The sequence below is a fragment of the Actinoplanes sp. NPDC051851 genome (assembly GCF_040681165.1).
In the GTDB taxonomy this organism is placed as follows: domain Bacteria; phylum Actinomycetota; class Actinomycetes; order Mycobacteriales; family Micromonosporaceae; genus Actinoplanes.
In genome coordinates this window covers 1-16449 of sequence record NZ_JBFAYF010000022.1, presented here as the reverse complement: position 1 = coordinate 16449, position 16449 = coordinate 1, and the positions used below count along the sequence as shown (strand labels likewise).

At 70.9% G+C, this 16449-nt stretch carries 12 protein-coding genes and 1 tRNA gene; 6 read left to right on the top strand and 7 right to left on the bottom strand.

What is annotated here, in order from left to right; translation table 11 throughout:
* Positions 1-78: 78 nt before the first annotated feature.
* A complete protein-coding gene (locus AB0M08_RS21535; RefSeq protein ID WP_364495865.1) occupies positions 79-1692 on the top strand; it encodes a methyl-accepting chemotaxis protein in 1614 nt (537 codons plus the stop codon).
* A gap of 137 nt (positions 1693-1829) precedes the next feature.
* On the opposite strand, the gene AB0M08_RS21530 is transcribed toward AB0M08_RS21535, so the two are convergent.
* The 6 genes from AB0M08_RS21530 to AB0M08_RS21505 form a co-directional block, all read right to left on the bottom strand.
* Positions 1830-3740, bottom strand: a complete 1911-nt coding sequence (locus tag AB0M08_RS21530) for an ABC transporter ATP-binding protein (RefSeq protein ID WP_364495862.1) — start codon at positions 3738-3740, stop codon at positions 1830-1832.
* Positions 3741-3826: 86 nt separating this feature from the next.
* Positions 3827-3952, bottom strand: coding sequence for a hypothetical protein (locus AB0M08_RS21525; protein WP_364495859.1), 126 nt, complete (start codon positions 3950-3952; stop codon positions 3827-3829).
* Between the two features lie 227 nt (positions 3953-4179).
* Positions 4180-4251 (bottom strand) — tRNA-Val (locus AB0M08_RS21520).
* 28 nt (positions 4252-4279) lie between these two features.
* On the bottom strand, positions 4280-4753 hold the full coding sequence (locus AB0M08_RS21515) for a peroxiredoxin (RefSeq protein WP_364495856.1): 474 nt from the start codon (positions 4751-4753) through the stop codon (positions 4280-4282).
* A 168-nt stretch (positions 4754-4921) separates the two neighbouring features.
* Positions 4922-5353, bottom strand: a complete 432-nt coding sequence (locus AB0M08_RS21510) for a DUF3052 domain-containing protein (RefSeq protein ID WP_364495853.1) — start codon at positions 5351-5353, stop codon at positions 4922-4924.
* A gap of 105 nt (positions 5354-5458) precedes the next feature.
* Positions 5459-7699, bottom strand: a complete 2241-nt coding sequence (locus AB0M08_RS21505) for a transketolase C-terminal domain-containing protein (protein WP_364495850.1) — start codon at positions 7697-7699, stop codon at positions 5459-5461.
* Positions 7700-7750: 51 nt separating this feature from the next.
* On the opposite strand from AB0M08_RS21505, the gene AB0M08_RS21500 reads away from it, so the two are divergent.
* From AB0M08_RS21500 to AB0M08_RS21490, 3 genes are all read left to right on the top strand, one after another.
* Positions 7751-8155, top strand: coding sequence for a YjbQ family protein (locus AB0M08_RS21500; protein ID WP_364495847.1), 405 nt, complete (start codon positions 7751-7753; stop codon positions 8153-8155).
* Positions 8156-8320: 165 nt separating this feature from the next.
* A complete protein-coding gene (aceE, locus tag AB0M08_RS21495) occupies positions 8321-11059 on the top strand; it encodes a pyruvate dehydrogenase (acetyl-transferring), homodimeric type (protein WP_364495844.1) in 2739 nt (912 codons plus the stop codon).
* A 68-nt stretch (positions 11060-11127) separates the two neighbouring features.
* Positions 11128-13245, top strand: coding sequence for a methyl-accepting chemotaxis protein (locus tag AB0M08_RS21490; RefSeq protein ID WP_364495841.1), 2118 nt, complete (start codon positions 11128-11130; stop codon positions 13243-13245).
* A 2-nt stretch (positions 13246-13247) separates the two neighbouring features.
* Here AB0M08_RS21490 and AB0M08_RS21485 read toward each other — a convergent pair whose 3' ends face one another.
* The gene (locus tag AB0M08_RS21485; protein ID WP_364495838.1) at positions 13248-13781 is read right to left on the bottom strand and encodes a dihydrofolate reductase family protein; all 534 of its coding nucleotides are present in this window, start codon (positions 13779-13781) and stop codon (positions 13248-13250) included.
* Positions 13782-13860: 79 nt separating this feature from the next.
* On the opposite strand from AB0M08_RS21485, the gene gltX reads away from it, so the two are divergent.
* Both gltX and AB0M08_RS21475 read left to right on the top strand, forming a co-directional pair.
* A complete protein-coding gene (gene gltX / locus AB0M08_RS21480; protein ID WP_364495835.1) occupies positions 13861-15267 on the top strand; it encodes a glutamate--tRNA ligase in 1407 nt (468 codons plus the stop codon).
* A 311-nt stretch (positions 15268-15578) separates the two neighbouring features.
* Positions 15579-16244: a hypothetical protein gene (locus tag AB0M08_RS21475; RefSeq protein WP_364495832.1), complete on the top strand. Its 666-nt coding sequence runs from the start codon at positions 15579-15581 to the stop codon at positions 16242-16244.
* Positions 16245-16449 lie beyond the last annotated feature (205 nt).

Here is a 16449-nt window from a genome sequence, read left to right as displayed (position 1 = left end):
CGGTTTCCGCCGCAGGGTGCGACCGGCTCGTGTTGTGCTGTTGCTTCGACACCATCGTCACGAACGCGGGGAGCCGCGATGTCCGCAGCCTCGGTTCCACTCTCCGGCCGTCTCCGGCCCACCATCGCCCTCAAGATCACCGTGCTGGTGACCCTGGCCGTGGCGATGCTGGCGGTGCTCGGGATCGTCGCGGTCCGCTCGGTCGCCACCCTGCGCTCGCTCGCCGGCGATCAGTCCGACCTGAACGGCGCGAACGCCAAGCTGATCGACCTGGACATGCAGCAGAACCTGGCCAGCCTCGCGCTCTCCTGGGCGGTGCTGGCCACCACGGAGACCGAGCGCACCGCGGCCGACACCCAGCTGACCAGCGTCAAGGAGACCTCGGCCGCCGACTTCACCGCGATCGGCGAGCTGAGCCTGCCGTCCGCGGTCACCTCGGCGCTCAATCAGCTCTCCACCGACTACCAGACGTACCTGGACTCGGTGGAGACGAAGATGACCTCGGCGAAGAGCGTCAGCCCGCAGAGCAGCACGGCGAAGAGCCTGATCAACGACGACAAGACCAAGTCGTCCGCGCTCAGCGAGGAGATCACCACGATGCGGGCCGACCTGGCCACCGCGGTGACCGAGGGCGATACGAACGCGGCCGACAACGCCACCCAGACCCGGATCGTGGTCATCGTGATGCTGGTGATCGCGGTGGTGCTGCTCGGCGCCCTGGGGTACTACCTGGTACAGAGCATCCGCCGGGCGCTGGGCGGGCTGCGGCAGCGCATGCAGGACATCGCCGAGGGCGACGGCGACCTGACCGCCCGGCTGCCGGAGACCGCGCGCGACGAGACCGGCGAGGTGGCCCAGGCGGTCAACCGGTTCATCGAGCGGGTGCAGCGACTGGTCCAGCAGATGGCCGGCGCCGCCGAGACGCTGGGCGACTCGGTGCACACGCTGAGCGCGATGACCACCCAGATGTCGGCGAACGCGGGCGAGACGAACGGGCAGGCCGCGGCCGCCACCAACGCCGCCGAGGACGTCTCCCGGAACATCTCCACGCTCTCGGCCGGCAGCGAGGAGATGAACGCCTCGATCCGGGAGATCGCGGTCAGCGCCGCCGAGGCCGCCCAGGTGGCGAACACCGCGGTCGGCATCGCCGCCTCGGCCCGCGAGACGGTCTCCGCGCTGGCCACCGCGAGCACCGAGATCGAGAACGTGGTCGGCCTGATCACCAGCATCGCCGAGCAGACCAACCTGCTCGCGCTGAACGCCACCATCGAGGCGGCCCGCGCGGGCGAGTCCGGCAAGGGCTTCGCGGTGGTGGCCGGCGAGGTCAAGGAGCTGGCCCAGGAGACCGCGAAGGCGACCGAGGACATCACCCAGCGGGTCGCCTCGATCCAGACCGGCACCACCGCCGCGGTCGAGGCGATCAGCACCATCGGCGAGATCGTCACCAAGATCAGCGACTTCTCCACCACGATCGCCTCGGCGGTCGAGGAGCAGACCGCCACCACCACCGAGATGGCCCGCAGCGTCAGCGAGGCCGCCGACGGGGCCACCCTGATCGCCGGCAACATCACCCAGGTCGCCGGCGGCGCCTCCAGCACGTCCGAGGCGGCCTCCGAGGCGGCCCGGAACACCGCCACCATCTCGACGGTCGTCGACGACCTCCGGGTGACCGTCGGCACCTTCCGCTACTGACCATCACGGCCTGCCGGGGCGGCGGGAGTTCACCATCGCTGGTCGAGTTCCCCGGCGACCCCGGCGTGGGGATGAGACGCGCGGAGCGGGACCGAACTCCCACACACCCCGGCCGGACGGACGCGGGGGCGAGACGCTCAGCGTTGGGGTGGGGACGGGGTCGCGGCGGCCGGGGACGGGCGGACGATGCCGGGCGTCTCGGCGCGGCCGATGAAGCGCGAGACCTCAGCCGGGATCGCTCCGGCGGCCGGATGCCGCCCCATCCGCGACGCCGGTTTCTGACTGATCGCGACGGCCGGGTCCGCACCGGTCGGTGCGGCCGGGTTCTGGACGGCCGGTGGCCGGGTGGCCGGAGCGATCGGGGGCCGGGCGGCCGGGGTGGCGGGGAGGTGGACGACACGGGTCGGGCTGACGTCCAGATGGGTGTCGTGGGTGATCAGAATGGTGGTACGGCCGGACATCAGGCGGCGCAGCGGACCCATGATCCGGGCGGCGGACTCCCGGTCCAGGCCGGTGGTCGGCTCGTCCAGGACCAGGATCGGGGTGTCCCGGAGCAGCGCGCGGGCGATCGCCACCCGCTGCCGCTGACCGCCGGAGAGCAGCCGGCCGCGGTGACCCACGTCGGTCCGGTACCCCTCGGGCAGCCCGCTGACGAAGTCGTGCGCGTCGGCGGCCCGGGCGGCGGCGAGGACCTCCGCCGAGCTCGCGGAGGGACGGCCGTACGCGATGTTGTCGTAGACGCTGCCGGAGAAGAGCTGGCTCTCCTGGTGCAGCAGGGTGACGTTGGAGCGGAGCGTGCGCAGCGGCATCAGCCGGATGTCCACGCCGTCGATCATGATGCGCCCGGCGCCCGGGTCGTAGAAGCGGAGCAGCAGCTTGGTCACCGTCGACTTGCCGGCCCCGCTCGGACCGGCGAGCAGTACCAGCTCGCCCGGGTCGGCGCCGAAGGTGAGCCGCTCCAGGGTGGGGCGGGCGGTGGGGGTGTACCGGAAGCCGACGTCGACCACGTCCACCCGGCCACGGGCCCGCCAGCCGTTGTCCGGCGCGTCCCGGTCGTCGACCGACGGCGGCACGGTCAGCACGTCGTCCAGGCGCTCCACCGCGGCCGCGGCCTCGGCGGCGCTCAGCGAGAACTGTCCGAGCGACTGGATCGGCGGGTAGAGGTAGCCCAGGTACGCCGCGAAGGAGAGCAGGCCACCGAGGCTGATCCGGCCGGCCGAGAGCTCCCAGGCGCCCATCCCGAGCACGGCCAGCACGCAGACCGTCTCGACCACGCCGACCAGGGGGCCGTACATCGATCCGAGGCGGGTCTCGGCCATCCGGGCCCGCAGGAAGGCCGTCCCCTGGCGGTGCAGCCGTTCCTGCTCGTCCGCCTGCCGGTTGTACGCCCGGATCACCGCCTGGTTGGAGAGACTCTCCTCGACCACCGTGGCGATGCCGCCGTTGCCGGCCCGTTCCTCCGCCGCCGCGGCCTGGAAACGGCCGCCGATCACGGTGGAGACCAGCCAGAAGAGCGGGATCAGGGCACACGCCGCCAGGGCCAGCTCCCACCGGATCAGGAACGCGCAGGTCGCGAACGCCACCACGCTGACCAGGGCGGTACCCGTCCGGATCATCCCGGACACCACGAAGCCCTCGACCGACTCGATGTCGTCGGTGAGCCGGGTCATCAGGTCACCGAGGCGGCTCTGGTCGAGGAAGTCCAGTGGCACCCGCTGCACGTGCGCGAACGTGCGGTCCCGCAGCCGCAGCAGGAACCGCTCGCCGGCCAGCGCCACCAGGCACCCGCCCACGAACGTCGCCACCGCGCCCACGATCGCCACGACCAGCCAGGTCGCCGCCGGCGCCCAGAATGCGGATACGTCACCGGAGGTCAGCACATCGTCGGTGATGACCCCGAAAAGATATACCGCGACCACCTCGGCCGCGGCGGCCAGAACGGCGAGCGCCCCACCCGCGAATATCAGACTCCGGTCCGGCTCGGCCAGTGGCCAGAATCGCTTTATCGTCGGCCACGCATTCTCCGCGCCCGCCAACATCACCGCCATCGTCGGTATTCTCCCGGTCGATTCCCCCGGAGTGGGGCCGGCCCGGTGAGGCCGGCCCCTACTCCGCTACGGCAGCGTGGCTATGATCAGCGCCACTGCTGGTCGGGGGTCTGCAGGGCCTTCTTCTTGGTGTTCTTCCGCTGACGCTGCTTCGGGGCCGGGTCCTGGTTCCGGTCGGCCTGCTTGATCGGAAGGATGTTGTTGAACGGCATCTCGATGCCCTTTCTCTCGTTACATCGCCGTGCGGCGCTTGCAGAGAGAAAGCTATTCCGCGAAATTGTCCGACCAATGTGCGGACCCTGAAAGAAACCGCAAAGAACAACTATTCGACAAAAAGGCAAATACGCGAATGTTTTTCCGCCCCCGCCGTCCCCGCTGTCCATTTTCCGGTGGCGGGCACGAAAAAGGCCCCGATCGAGATCGGGGCCTTTTCACCGGGTGGGCGCGGTAGGTTTCGAACCTACGACCCCCCGCTTGTAAGGCGGGTGCTCTCCCACTGAGCTACGCGCCCCGGAGCAGTTCGCAGTGAACCGGAGTGGTCATCCTACCCTGTCGCCGAGGGCGGCGAGCGCGGCCCGCCAGGTGTCCAGGTCACGGGTCTCGCCCGGGGAGAGCCGCTCGGCGAAACGGACCACACCCCCGGCGTCGATCAGGAAGGTGCCGCGCACCGCGATGCCCGCCGCCTCGTCGAACACCCCGTACGCCCGGGCCAGCCCGCCGTGCGGCCAGAAGTCGGCCAGCAGCGGGAAGTCGAAGCCCTCCTGCCCGGCCCAGACCTTGTGGGCGTACGCCGAGTCCACGCTGACCGTGAGGACCTGGACCCGATCGTTCTGGAAGGCGGCGAGGTCCGCCTGGATCCCGGTGAGCTCGCCGTGGCAGCGCCGGCTGAACGCCAGCGGGTAGAAGACCAGGAGCACCGCCTTGCGATCGCGGAAGTCGGCGAGGCGCACCTCTTGGTTGTTCTGGTCCTTGAGGACGAAGTCCGGCGCCGGCACACCCGAGTCGATCAGCACGCGCCCAGACTACCGAAGCCCCGGCTATCGAAGCCCGGCCCACCGAAGCCCCGGCTACCGAAGCCGGGCAGGCGCCAGCGGAGCACCAGCCAGGCGCTGCCCGAACCTGGCCGTGCCGCTGGGCCGGCGTCCACCGACGCCGACCTCGTGAAGGGAGAGGGGCGTGCGCTACTTCTTCTTGGCGCCCCGCGGTGAGACCAGGCGAGCCCCGGTCCAGTCCTTGCCTGCGTTCAGCGTCGAGGTCTGCTGCAGACCGGCGGTCGGAGCCGACTCGCTGATCTCGCTGGGCTCGACGTGGCCGTCCCGGCCCGCCTTCGGGGTCAACAACCACACCACACCGTTGCCGGCGAGGGGGCCAAGTGCGTCGGTGAGCAGCTCGAACAGATCACCGTCACCGTCGCGGTACCACAACAGCACCGCGTCGACGACCTCGTCGGTGTCCTCGTCGACCAGCTCTCCGACGCGTTCGGTCAGGGCGTCACGGAGATCCTCGTCGACGTCATCGTCGTAACCCATCTCCATGACCACCATGTTCGGCTCGAAGCCGAACCGGTCCGCCAGGCTGCGTACGCCGTCGGCCTGACCCGCGGTCGCGCTCACTGTCCAAATCCTCCTAGCCATAATCCGTGAATTGCTCCGGAAACCTGGGGGTAGTCCACACACTCCCGGGCCCGTGCGCAAGTGGCACACCGAGTGTGTGGCAATTTACCGCGCCAGCAGGGCTTGGGCACCCTGTGTGATGGCATCCTCTCCCACCAGCACGTGCTGAGCGGCCGGACCCGGGGGAACGGGTGAGTCGGCCGCGGCCACCCGGCGCGCGGATCCGACAAATGCCCCATCCACCAATGCCGCCAACACTCCCTCGCCGACCCCGCCGGAGCGCCGGGTCTCGTCCACGATCAGCACACGGCCCGTCGCCGCGGCCTCTCTGACCAGGTCGGCGGCGGGCAACGGGTTGAGCCATCGCAGATCTACCACCCGGGTACCGTACCCGTCGGCGGCCAAACGGGCCGCCACGCGCAGTGACATCCGCACACCGCCACCGTACGTGACGATGGTCAGGTCGCGCGCGGTCCCCAGGGCGTAGACCCGCGCCCGGCCGATCGGAGCGTGCTCGCCGGCCCACCGGTCGGGGGACGAATAGGCGGCCAGCCACTCGCTGTCGCCTTGTTGATACAGGTCCCTCGTTTGATACAGCGCCGCCGGTTCGAGGAAGACACAGACGCTCCCGTCGACCTCCGCGGCGGCCAGACAGGTGCGCAGCATCGGGGCGGCGTCCTCGGCCCGGGCCGGCACCGCCACCACGAGCCCGGGCACGTCCCGCAGCGCCGCCACCGAGTTGTCGCCGGCCTGGCGCCCGCCCAGCCCGTACGGGTCGGCCAGCGCCGGCACCCGCAGCACCAGGGGGTTCCGGTACGCCCCCGCGGAGAAGAACGAGAGCGCCGCCGCCTCGGAGCGCACCTGGCCGACCGCGGCGTACAGGTCGGCCAGGCCGGGCACCTCGGGGACCGGGATCAGGCCGGCCAGCCCGGCACCGAGGGCCAGCCCGACGATCCCGGTGGGGTCGGCCAGGGTGTCGAAGACCCGCTCGCCGCCGTACTCGCGCAGCCCGGCGGTGACGCCGTGCCGCCCGCCCCGGGTGGCGCCCTCCCCGAAGACCAGCAGGCCGGACCGGGCCGCCAGGGCGTCGGTCAGGGTGGCGTTGATGATCTGGGCCAGCGTCATCGGGCCGGCCTGCTCGGGCAGCCGCCCGCCGAAGGCCAGGGCCCGGGCCGGGGCGTCCGGCCCGGCGGCCAGCGTGGCGGCGTCGGCGATGGCGTGCGCGACCCGCATCGGGCGGCGCGGGGCCAGGGAGGCCACGATCTCGCCGACGGTGGCCAGCTTGGGCTCGCCGAGCACCTCCTCGGCGGCCTTGCGGACCTGCCAGCCGACCTCGTCGTACCGGTTGATCACGCCGTCCGGCCCGAGCAGGCCCGCCTCGACCAGCAGCCGCGCGGTGCCGACGAGCGGGTCACGGTCCAGGTCGGCGCCGGGCTCCGGGTCGCCGGGGCGGCCGAGCAGGTGCACCGCGGCCAGGTGCAGCACCGCCGGGCGGCGCTCGTGCCGGACGTACGCCGCCGCCTCGGCCGCCGCGTCGTACGCCGCCGCCAGGTCGCACGCGTCGGCGAAGGAGTACCGGACGCCGGGGCGGGCCCGCAGCACCGAGGCCACCCAGCCGTCCGGGTCGGGGCCGCCGGGGGTGTCGTCCTCGCAGACCAGCAGCAGTGGGATCCGGTCGTCGGCCCGGTCGTGCCAGCCGGCGGTGTGCAGCGCGGCGGCCGCACCGGCCTGGTCCACGCCCTCACCGCCGAACGCGGCCACCACGATCGCGTCCTCCGGCCAGCGCGGGTCCGGCGAGCGGGACAGCGCGTACGCCAGTCCCACCGCCCGCGGCAGGTGCCCGGCCGGCGGCGACAGGACCGGGACCAGGTGCAGCTCGGCGTTGCCGAAGACCTTGTCCCGGCCGCCGGTGATCGGGTCGCGGACCGACGCCACGACGCCGCGGAGCACGTCCCGGGCCGCCTCCTCGAGCCGCTTGGCCGGATCCGCGCCCGCGGGATCGGGCCGGTACGCCGCGCGTACGCAATAGAACGCCCCCGCTCGATCGTGCGGCAGGGCCGGGTCGTCGGGGCGGATCGCCGCGGCCACCGCCGCGTCGCCCTCGTGCCCGGCCGAGCCGACCGTGTGGAAGCCTTCGTTGAAACTGCGCAGCCAGCGGGCGGCGAGATCGAGGTGGCGGCTGGTCAACTGGGCGTCGAAGAGCTCGAGTGCGCGGGTCCCGGTCAGGGTGCTGCCGTCGCGGATCGGATCGCCCGGGGCGCGGCGCCGGTCCGGCGGGCGCAGGGCCGAGACCGCATCGCGGAACCGCTCGTCGAGGTTTTGCGGGGTGGTCACGCCCATCAGCATTACGGACCGATGCGAGCCGTGCCACCGTCGGATCTCACTTACTCTCGACGGATGCGCACCGAGTTGATCACTGTCCGAACTGGTGATACGCCCGTCATCAGGGACATCACCCGTGAAGCCGAGCGATTCGTGCAGTCCGAAAAGGACGGGCTGCTGCACGTCTTCGTCCCGCACGCGACAGCCGGGCTGGCGATCATCGAGACCGGAGCGGGGTCCGACGACGACCTGCTGGCCGCGATCGACGACCTGCTCCCGGCCGAGGACAGGTGGCGGCACCGGCACGGTTCCCCGGGCCACGGACGCGATCACGTGCTGCCCGCCTGGATCCCGCCGTACGCCTCGCTGCCGGTGATCGGCGGCCGGATCGCGCTCGGCACCTGGCAGTCGATCTGCCTTGTGGACCCGAACGGCGACAACCCGACGCGGCAGGTGCGTTTCTCCTTCCTGGCCGGATGATTCCCAGCTCGGACACAAAGTTACTGCTCAGTACATGTGTCGCGCGTCGCTGAGACGCCGGGTAGGCGTGACGAGGCACACCGTAAGGGGGGAGGATGGGGGTCTTAACCGTGCGGTTCGCCACCTGAATCGCCCGGTCCCGACTCTCAACCAAGAGGTTTGCCTGTGGCCACGGAGCGCAAGCGCCCGGTGATCAGCGACGGCCTGCCGAGCCAGCTTCCGGACATCGACCCGCAAGAGACCAACGAGTGGGTCGAGTCGCTCGACGGAGTCATCGACGAACGCGGCGCCAAGAGAGCCCGTTACGTTATGTTGCGCCTGCTGGAGCGGGCCCGGGAGCGGCAGGTCGGCGTCCCGCCACTGACGTCCACCGACTACATCAACACCATCCCGCCGGAGCAGGAGCCCTGGTTCCCCGGTGACGAGTTCGTGGAACGGCGGATCCGGGCGTACATCCGGTGGAACGCCGCCATGCTGGTGCACCGCGCGCAGCGACCCGAGATCGGCGTCGGAGGCCACATCTCGTCGTACGCGTCCAGCGCCAGCCTCTACGAGGTCGGCATGAACCACTTCTTCCGGGGCAAGGACCACCCCGGCGGCGGCGACCAGATCTTCTTCCAGGGTCACGCGTCCCCCGGCATGTACGCACGGGCGTACCTGGAAGGTCGTCTGAGCACCGACCAGCTGGACGGCTTCCGGCAGGAGCTGTCGCACCCGGGTGGCGGCCTGCCGTCCTACCCGCACCCGCGCCTGCTGCCGAACTTCTGGGAGTTCCCGACCGTCAGCATGGGCCTCGGCCCGATGAACGCGATCTACCAGGCGCGGTACAACCGCTACCTGCAGAACCGCGGCATCAAGGACACCAGCCAGCAGCACGTCTGGGCGTTCCTCGGCGACGGCGAGATGGACGAGGTCGAGTCGCTCGGCGCGATCGGCGTGGCCGCCCGCGAGGAGCTGGACAACCTCACCTTCGTGGTCAACTGCAACCTGCAGCGCCTGGACGGCCCGGTCCGCGGCAACGGCAAGGTCATCCAGGAACTGGAGTCCTTCTTCCGCGGTGCCGGCTGGAACGTCATCAAGGTCGTCTGGGGCCGCGAGTGGGACTCGCTGCTCGCCGCGGACACCGACGGCGCGCTGGTCAACCTGATGAACGCGACGCCGGACGGCGACTACCAGACCTACAAGGGCGAGTCCGGGGCGTACGTGCGCGAGCACTTCTTCGGCCGGGACCCGCGGACCCGCAAGCTCGTCGAGGGCATGACCGACGACGAGGTGTGGAACCTCAAGCGCGGCGGTCACGACTACCGCAAGCTCTACGCGGCGTACAAGGCGGCCACCGAGCACACCGGCCAGCCGACCGTGATCCTCGCCAAGACGATCAAGGGCTGGACGCTCGGGTCGCACTTCGAGGCCCGCAACGCCACGCACCAGATGAAGAAGCTGACCCTGCCCGACCTCAAGGGCTTCCGGGACCGGCTCTACCTGGACATCAGCGACAAGCAGCTCGAGGACAACCCGTACCTCCCGCCGTACTACCACCCCGGCGAGAAGTCCGACGAGTACCAGTACATGATGCAGCGCCGGCGTGAGCTGGGCGGGTCGATCCCGTCCCGGCGGACGAAGGCGAAGTCGCTGGCGATCCCCGAGTCGAAGGCGTTCGGCGACATCAAGCGGGGCAGCGGCAAGCAGAAGGTCGCCACCACGATGGCCTTCGTTCGCCTGCTCAAGGACCTGATGAAGGACAAGGAGTTCGGCGCGCGCTGGGTGCCGATCATCCCGGACGAGGCCCGGACCTTCGGGATGGACTCGCTCTTCCCGACCAAGAAGATCTACTCGCCGCACGGCCAGACGTACACCTCGGTGGACCGGGAGCTCTTCCTGTCCTACAAGGAGGCGACCAACGGCCAGATCCTGCACGAGGGCATCAACGAGGCCGGGTCGACCGCGAGCTTCATCGCCGCGGGCACGTCGTACGCGACGCACGACGAGCCGATGATCCCGCTGTACATCTTCTACTCGATGTTCGGCTTCCAGCGGACCGCGGACGAGCTCTGGGCGGCCGCCGACCAGATGACCCGCGGCTTCCTGCTCGGCGCCACGGCGGGCCGGACCACGCTGAACGGCGAGGGTCTGCAGCACGAGGACGGGCACTCGCTGCTCATCGCGGCGACCAACCCTGCCGTGGTGGCGTACGATCCGGCGTTCGCGTTCGAGATCGCGCACATCATGGAGCACGGCCTGCACCGCATGTACGGCGAGAAGCAGGAGAACGTCTTCTACTACCTGACGATCTACAACGAGCCGGCGATCCAGCCCGCCGAGCCCGAAGGCGTCGACGTGGAGGGCCTGCTCAAGGGCATCTACCGGTTCAGCGAGGGCCCCGCGACCTCCGGGCCGAAGGCGCAGCTGCTCGCCTCCGGCACCGGCATGCGCTGGGCGCTCAAGGCCCAGGAGCTGCTCGCCCAGGACTGGGGCGTGAGCGCCGACGTCTGGTCGGTCACCTCCTGGACCGAGCTGCGCCGGGACGCCATCGAGGCGGAGGAGCACAACCTGCTCCACCCGAGCGACACCCCGCGCAAGCCGTACATCCAGCAGAAGCTGGAGGCCTCGGAGGGCCCGTCGGTCGCGGTCAGCGACTGGATGCGGGCCGTCCCCGACCTGATCGCCCGCTGGGTACCGAACGGGTACACCTCGCTCGGCACCGACGGCTTCGGCATGAGCGACACCCGGCACGCGCTGCGCCGCCACTTCCACGTGGACGGCGAGTCGGTCACCGTCGCGGCGCTGCGCGAGCTCGCGCTGCGCGGCAAGATCCCGGCGCACGTGCCGGCCGAGGCGGCCAAGAAGTACGCGATCGACGACGTGAACGCGGCACCGGTCGGCGAGACCGGCGGCGACAGCTGATCGTCTGACCTTTCGGGGCCCGTCGCGTTTTCGCGGCGGGCCCTCCCCTTTGCCCGCAGACTGGCGGGATGGGCCTCCGCATCAGCCACAAGCTGCTGATCCTCGGTCTCGGCAGCGTGCTCGCCACCGCGCTGGTCCTGGTGGCCGTCGGCGCCTGGCAGAGCAGCCGGTTCGCCGGCGACACCGAGAGCGAGGTGGTCGCGCAGAACCAGAGCGAGCTCGATCGCACCACCAACGACGTCACCACCCTGGTGAGCACGGTCGGCGACGAGGTGCAGAGCCGGGTGGACCTGGGGATGGAGAGCGCCGACGCGTTCCTGGAGCAGCGCGGCGGCATGGCGCTGAGCTCGCGTACGGTCGCCTGGACCGCGACCGACCAGGTGAGCCAGACCACGAAGACCGTCCGGCTGCCCCGGGTGACGGTCGGCGGCACGTGGCTGGGGCAGAACACCAGCGCGAAGCGGGCCACCGCGTTCGTGGACGACGCGAAGACGCTGGTCGGCGGCGCGGTCACGGTCTTCCAGCGGATGGACACGGCCGGCGACCTGCTGCGGGTGGCGACCACCGTGAAGGGGTCGACCGGGGCGCGGGCCATCGGCACGTACATTCCGGCCACCTCGGACGGCACGGCGAACGCGGTGGCGGCGGCGATCAAGGCGGGCACGTCGTACCGGGGCGTGGCGCAGGTGGTGAGCACGCCGTACATCACCGCGTACGACCCGATCAAGAACAGCGCGGGCACGGTGATCGGCGCGCTCTTCGTCGGGGTGCCGCAGGAGGACGCGCTGGCCAACCTGACCGAGGCGATCAGCGGGCAGACGGTCCGCGAGAACGGCTGGGTCACCGTCTACAGCACCGCCTCCTCGGACCAGGGCCGGATCGTCGCCTCCAGCCTGGACGGGGTGGCGGGCACCACCGATCTGGACGCCACCGACGCGGACGGGGTGGCGTACGTCCAGGAGATCGTGGCCAAGGCGCCCGAGCTGACCGACGGGTCGACCTGGCAGACCACCTACCGGCTGCCCGGGGCGAGCGGGGCGGCTGCCGGGGCCACCACCACGACCGTGGCGTACTACGAGCCGTACCAGTGGGCCGTCGTGGTCGGCGGGTACGACGCCGACGCGGCCGGCGCGGTCACCGTGGTCCGGAACGGGCGTACCACCATGCTCACCTGGTTCGTGGTGGCCGGGCTGCTGCTCGCCCTGATCGGCGCGGCGGTGGCGTTCCTGCAGGCGTCCCGGATCTCCCGGCGGCTGGGCCGGCTCACCGGCGCGCTGACCCGGCTGGCCGGGCGGGACCTGACCGTCAGCGTCGAGGACCGAGGGCGGGACGAGATCGGCGAGGCGGCCGGCGCGCTGAACACCGCCGCCGCCGAACTGCGCACCGTGATGCGCGAGGTGACCGGCGCCTCCGAACAGGTGGCCGGCACCGCGCACCGGGTCGCCGAGACCGGCGGCGAGCTGGCCGGCGCGGCGGCGACGGCGACCGACCGGGTCGGCACCGTCCGCGGATCGGCGGAGACCGTGTCGCACGTGGTGCAGACGGTGGCCGCGGGAGCCGAGCAGATGGGCTCCTCGATCAGCGAGATCTCGCACAACGCGCAGGAGGCGGCGCAGGCCGGCCGGGACGGTGTCGGGCTGACCGCGGCCGCCTCCGAGGTGATCGACGAGTTGCGGACCTCCACCGGCAAGATCACCGACGTGGTCCGGCTGATCGCCACCATCGCCGAGCAGACCAACCTGCTCGCGCTGAACGCCACCATCGAGGCGGCCCGCGCGGGCGAGACCGGCAAGGGCTTCGCCGTGGTCGCCAGCGAGGTGAAGGACCTGGCCCAGGAGACCGCCCGGGCCACCGAGGACGTCACCGCACGGGTCGCCGCGATCGAGGGCGACACCGCCCGCGCGGTCACCGCGATCGACGCCATCTCGGCCCGGATCGCCCAGGTCAACGACTACCAGACGGCGATCGCCGCGGCGGTCGAGGAGCAGGCCGCGACCACCGCGGAGATGGCCCGGAACATCGCCGAGGCGGCCGACGGGAGCCGGCAGATCGCGGCCGGGGTGGGCGACGTGAGCGGCGCGGTGGAGAGCACCCACCAGTCGGTGACCACCTCGCACCGCGCCGCCGACGAGCTCAGCGCGACCGCCCGGCGGCTGACCGGACTGGTGAGCCGCTTCACGGTCTAGGTCTAGGCGGGAACGTAGGTGACCACCTCGACGCCGGTGGTCGTCTTCCAGGCCCCGGTCAGGGTCAGAGCGATCTTGGTGCCCGGTTCCCAGAGGCGCCGCCCCTCGCCCTGCACCACCGGGAAGATCATGATTCGGTACTCGTCGATCAGGTTGTGCCGGGTCAGGTAGTTCACCAGGGTCGCGCTCCCGTTGATCAGCAGGTTGCCCGGCTCGGTCTTCAGCTTGGCCACCGCGTCCGCGACCTCCCCCGCCAGGAACACGGCGTTCCACGAAGGCTCCGTGAGCGTGGTGGTCGCCACGTGCTTCGGCATCGTGTTCATCTTCACGCCGAAGTCGCCGGTCTGCGCCTCCATCTGCGGCCAGGCCGCCTTGAACCCCTCGTACGTCCGCCGCCCCAGCAGCAGCGCGTCCGCCTCACGCAGGTTCTCCGCCTGCCAGCCGCTCAGCTCCTCGTTGAAGTACGGCCCACTCCAGGACGGCTCCTCGAAGACCCCGTCCAGGGTCACGTACTCCACCGCCACGACCTTGCCCATACCTGTCACCGCACCCCTCGTCGGAACGACTGCCTACCGCATATCAAATACCCCTGGCGGTTCTCGGTACGCTGAACACGTGACTGTTCGCGTACGCTTCGCCCCCTCTCCCACCGGCATGTTCCACGTCGGCGGCGCCCGTTCCGCGCTGCAGAACTGGATCTACGCCCAGCAGCACGGCGGCGTCTTCGTGCTCCGGATCGAGGACACCGACGCGGCCCGTAACAAGCCCGAGTGGACCGAGGGCATCATCTCGGCGCTGGACTGGATCGGGATCGAGCGCGGGACGTACGAGGGCCCCTACTACCAGTCCTCCTACGCGGCCGACCACACCGCCGCCGCCACCCGGCTGTACGGCGAGGCCAAGGCGTACTACTGCGACTGCAAGCGCGAGGACGTGGTCGCGCGCAGCGGGAACACGCACACCGGCTACGACGGCTTCTGCCGCGAGCGGGCGCTCGGCCCGGGCGAGGGCCGCGCGCTGCGGTTCCGCACCCCCGACGAGGGCGAGACCGTGGTGGTCGACCTGGTCCGCGGCAAGCCCACCTTCGAGAACAGGCTGATCGAGGACTTCGTCATCGCGCGCAGCGACGGCTCGGCGGTCTTCCTGCTCGCCAACGTGGTCGACGACATGAGCATGGGCATCACCCACGTCTTCCGCGCCGAGGAGCACCTGCCGAACACCCCGAAGCAGCAGCTGCTCTGGGAGGCGCTGGGCGTCACCCCGCCGGTCTGGGGCCACGTCCCGGTGATCGTGAACGAGAAGCGGCAGAAGCTGTCGAAGCGCCGCGACAAGGTCGCCCTGGAGTCGTACCGGGATGAGGGCTATCTCGCCGCCGCCATGCGCAACTACCTGATGCTGCTCGGCTGGGCCCCGTCCGGTGACCGCGAGATCGTCCCGTGGTCGGTGGTCGAGGACGAGTTCCGGATCGACGAGGTCAACCACGCGCCGGCCTTCTTCGACGTCAAGAAGCTGCGGGCGTTCAACGGGGAGTACATCCGGGCCCTCACCCCCGCCGAGTTCACCCAGGTCTGCGCCCCGTGGCTGACCGGCACCGAGACCATCCCGGCCCCGCGGTGGGACGCGGAGAAGTTCGACGCCGAGGTCTTCGCCGCGATCGCCCCGCTCGCCCAGACCCGGATCGCGGTGCTCTCCGAGATCGTCGACAACGTCGACTTCCTCTTCCTCGACGAGCCGGTCCAGGACGACGCTTCGTGGGCGAAGGCCATGAAGGAGGGTGCAGCGGACATTCTGGACGGCACCGCCGCCGCCTTCACCGCGCTGCCCGAGTGGACCGCCGACGCGCTGAAGGCCGCCCTGGAGGCGGTCGGCGAGGAGCGCGGGCTCAAGCTCGGCAAGACCCAGGCACCGGTCCGGGTCGCGGTCACCGGCCGGACGGTCGGCCTCCCGCTCTTCGAGTCCATCGAGGCGCTGGGCCGGGACCTGACGCTGGCCCGCATCGCCACGGCCCGCGGCCGCCTTTAAGACCGAATCGAACTGCTTTACCGCATTCGACCGCCGGCCACCATAGCTGGTAGTCGAATGCGGTGAGACGGTCCGCTACATGGGTGGCCACCACCCCCACGGATTGCGCGATGTCGGTAGTATTCGGCCGCTGATCAACGGTCCCGACCCGTCTCCGCGGCCGTCCCCCACATGGCTCCAATTATCCCTGCCTCGAGATGCGGCCGGGCCGGTGTCCGGGAAGGCTGGAGGCCTGGGTCGTGTACGGCCCTGTGCCGGGCACGGACAGAGGATCGGCGAAGCCATGTCCATCCACGGGCGGGGGAGGTCGGATGGTTCGACAGGCGATCAAACGGGTGGTGTCCGCGGCAGGCGTGCTCGTCGTCGCGGCAGCACTCACACTCGGGGCTGCGCCCGGGGCGGCTCAGGCCGCACCGGCGTCCAAGTCCAAGCCGACAGCGCTTCAGATCAGCGGGGAGGACGTGCCCGACGAGGGCATAGTCGTCCAGCAGGCCGAGGATCCGAAGCTCTTCCGGATGCTGCTCAGCGAGGTGAGCTGGCTGGCCTCGGCGAAGCCGCAGACCAGTGCTCCCAGCAAGTCCAAGCTGGGCCCGAAGTACACCGTCAAGGTGCTGGTCAAGGACGCCGCCAACCAGGTCTACGATCTGTACCCCTCGGCCAGCGGCGGCCCGCGGGCCTACCGTCCGGCTTCGCAGCCCTCGGGCAAGAAGACGGCGGGCTGGTTCTACGGCCGGCTCTCCATGTCGGAGGCGCTGCGCATGGCCGGTGCCCCGCTGGTCGCCAAGGCGGACATCGCCAACGGCGGCATCGGCGGCGGTTCCGGTGAGGATCTCTCGGCGAGCGAGGTCGACCCGGTGGAGAGCGCCACCGAGGTCTTCACCGAGGTCAGGCGGCTGTTCCTGCTCAACGGCGCGGTCCTGGTGGTCATACTGGCCGGGCTGGCCGGCATGGCCTTCCTGATCCGCCGCCGGGTCTGACCCCAGCACGTCACCACCCACCGCCCCTGCCGGGCTACCTTCCGGCAGGGGCGTCTTTTCCCGTACGCCGTCGCCTCCCCCGCCGCGCTCAACAGGCGGCCGCCCGCCGTGCTCGCGACCGCCGTGCCCACTCCGTGCCGTTGCGCGCCCCCCGGTCCTGGCTGGTGCTCAGGGGTGTCTCGCTCCGCGTCGGACACCCCTGAGC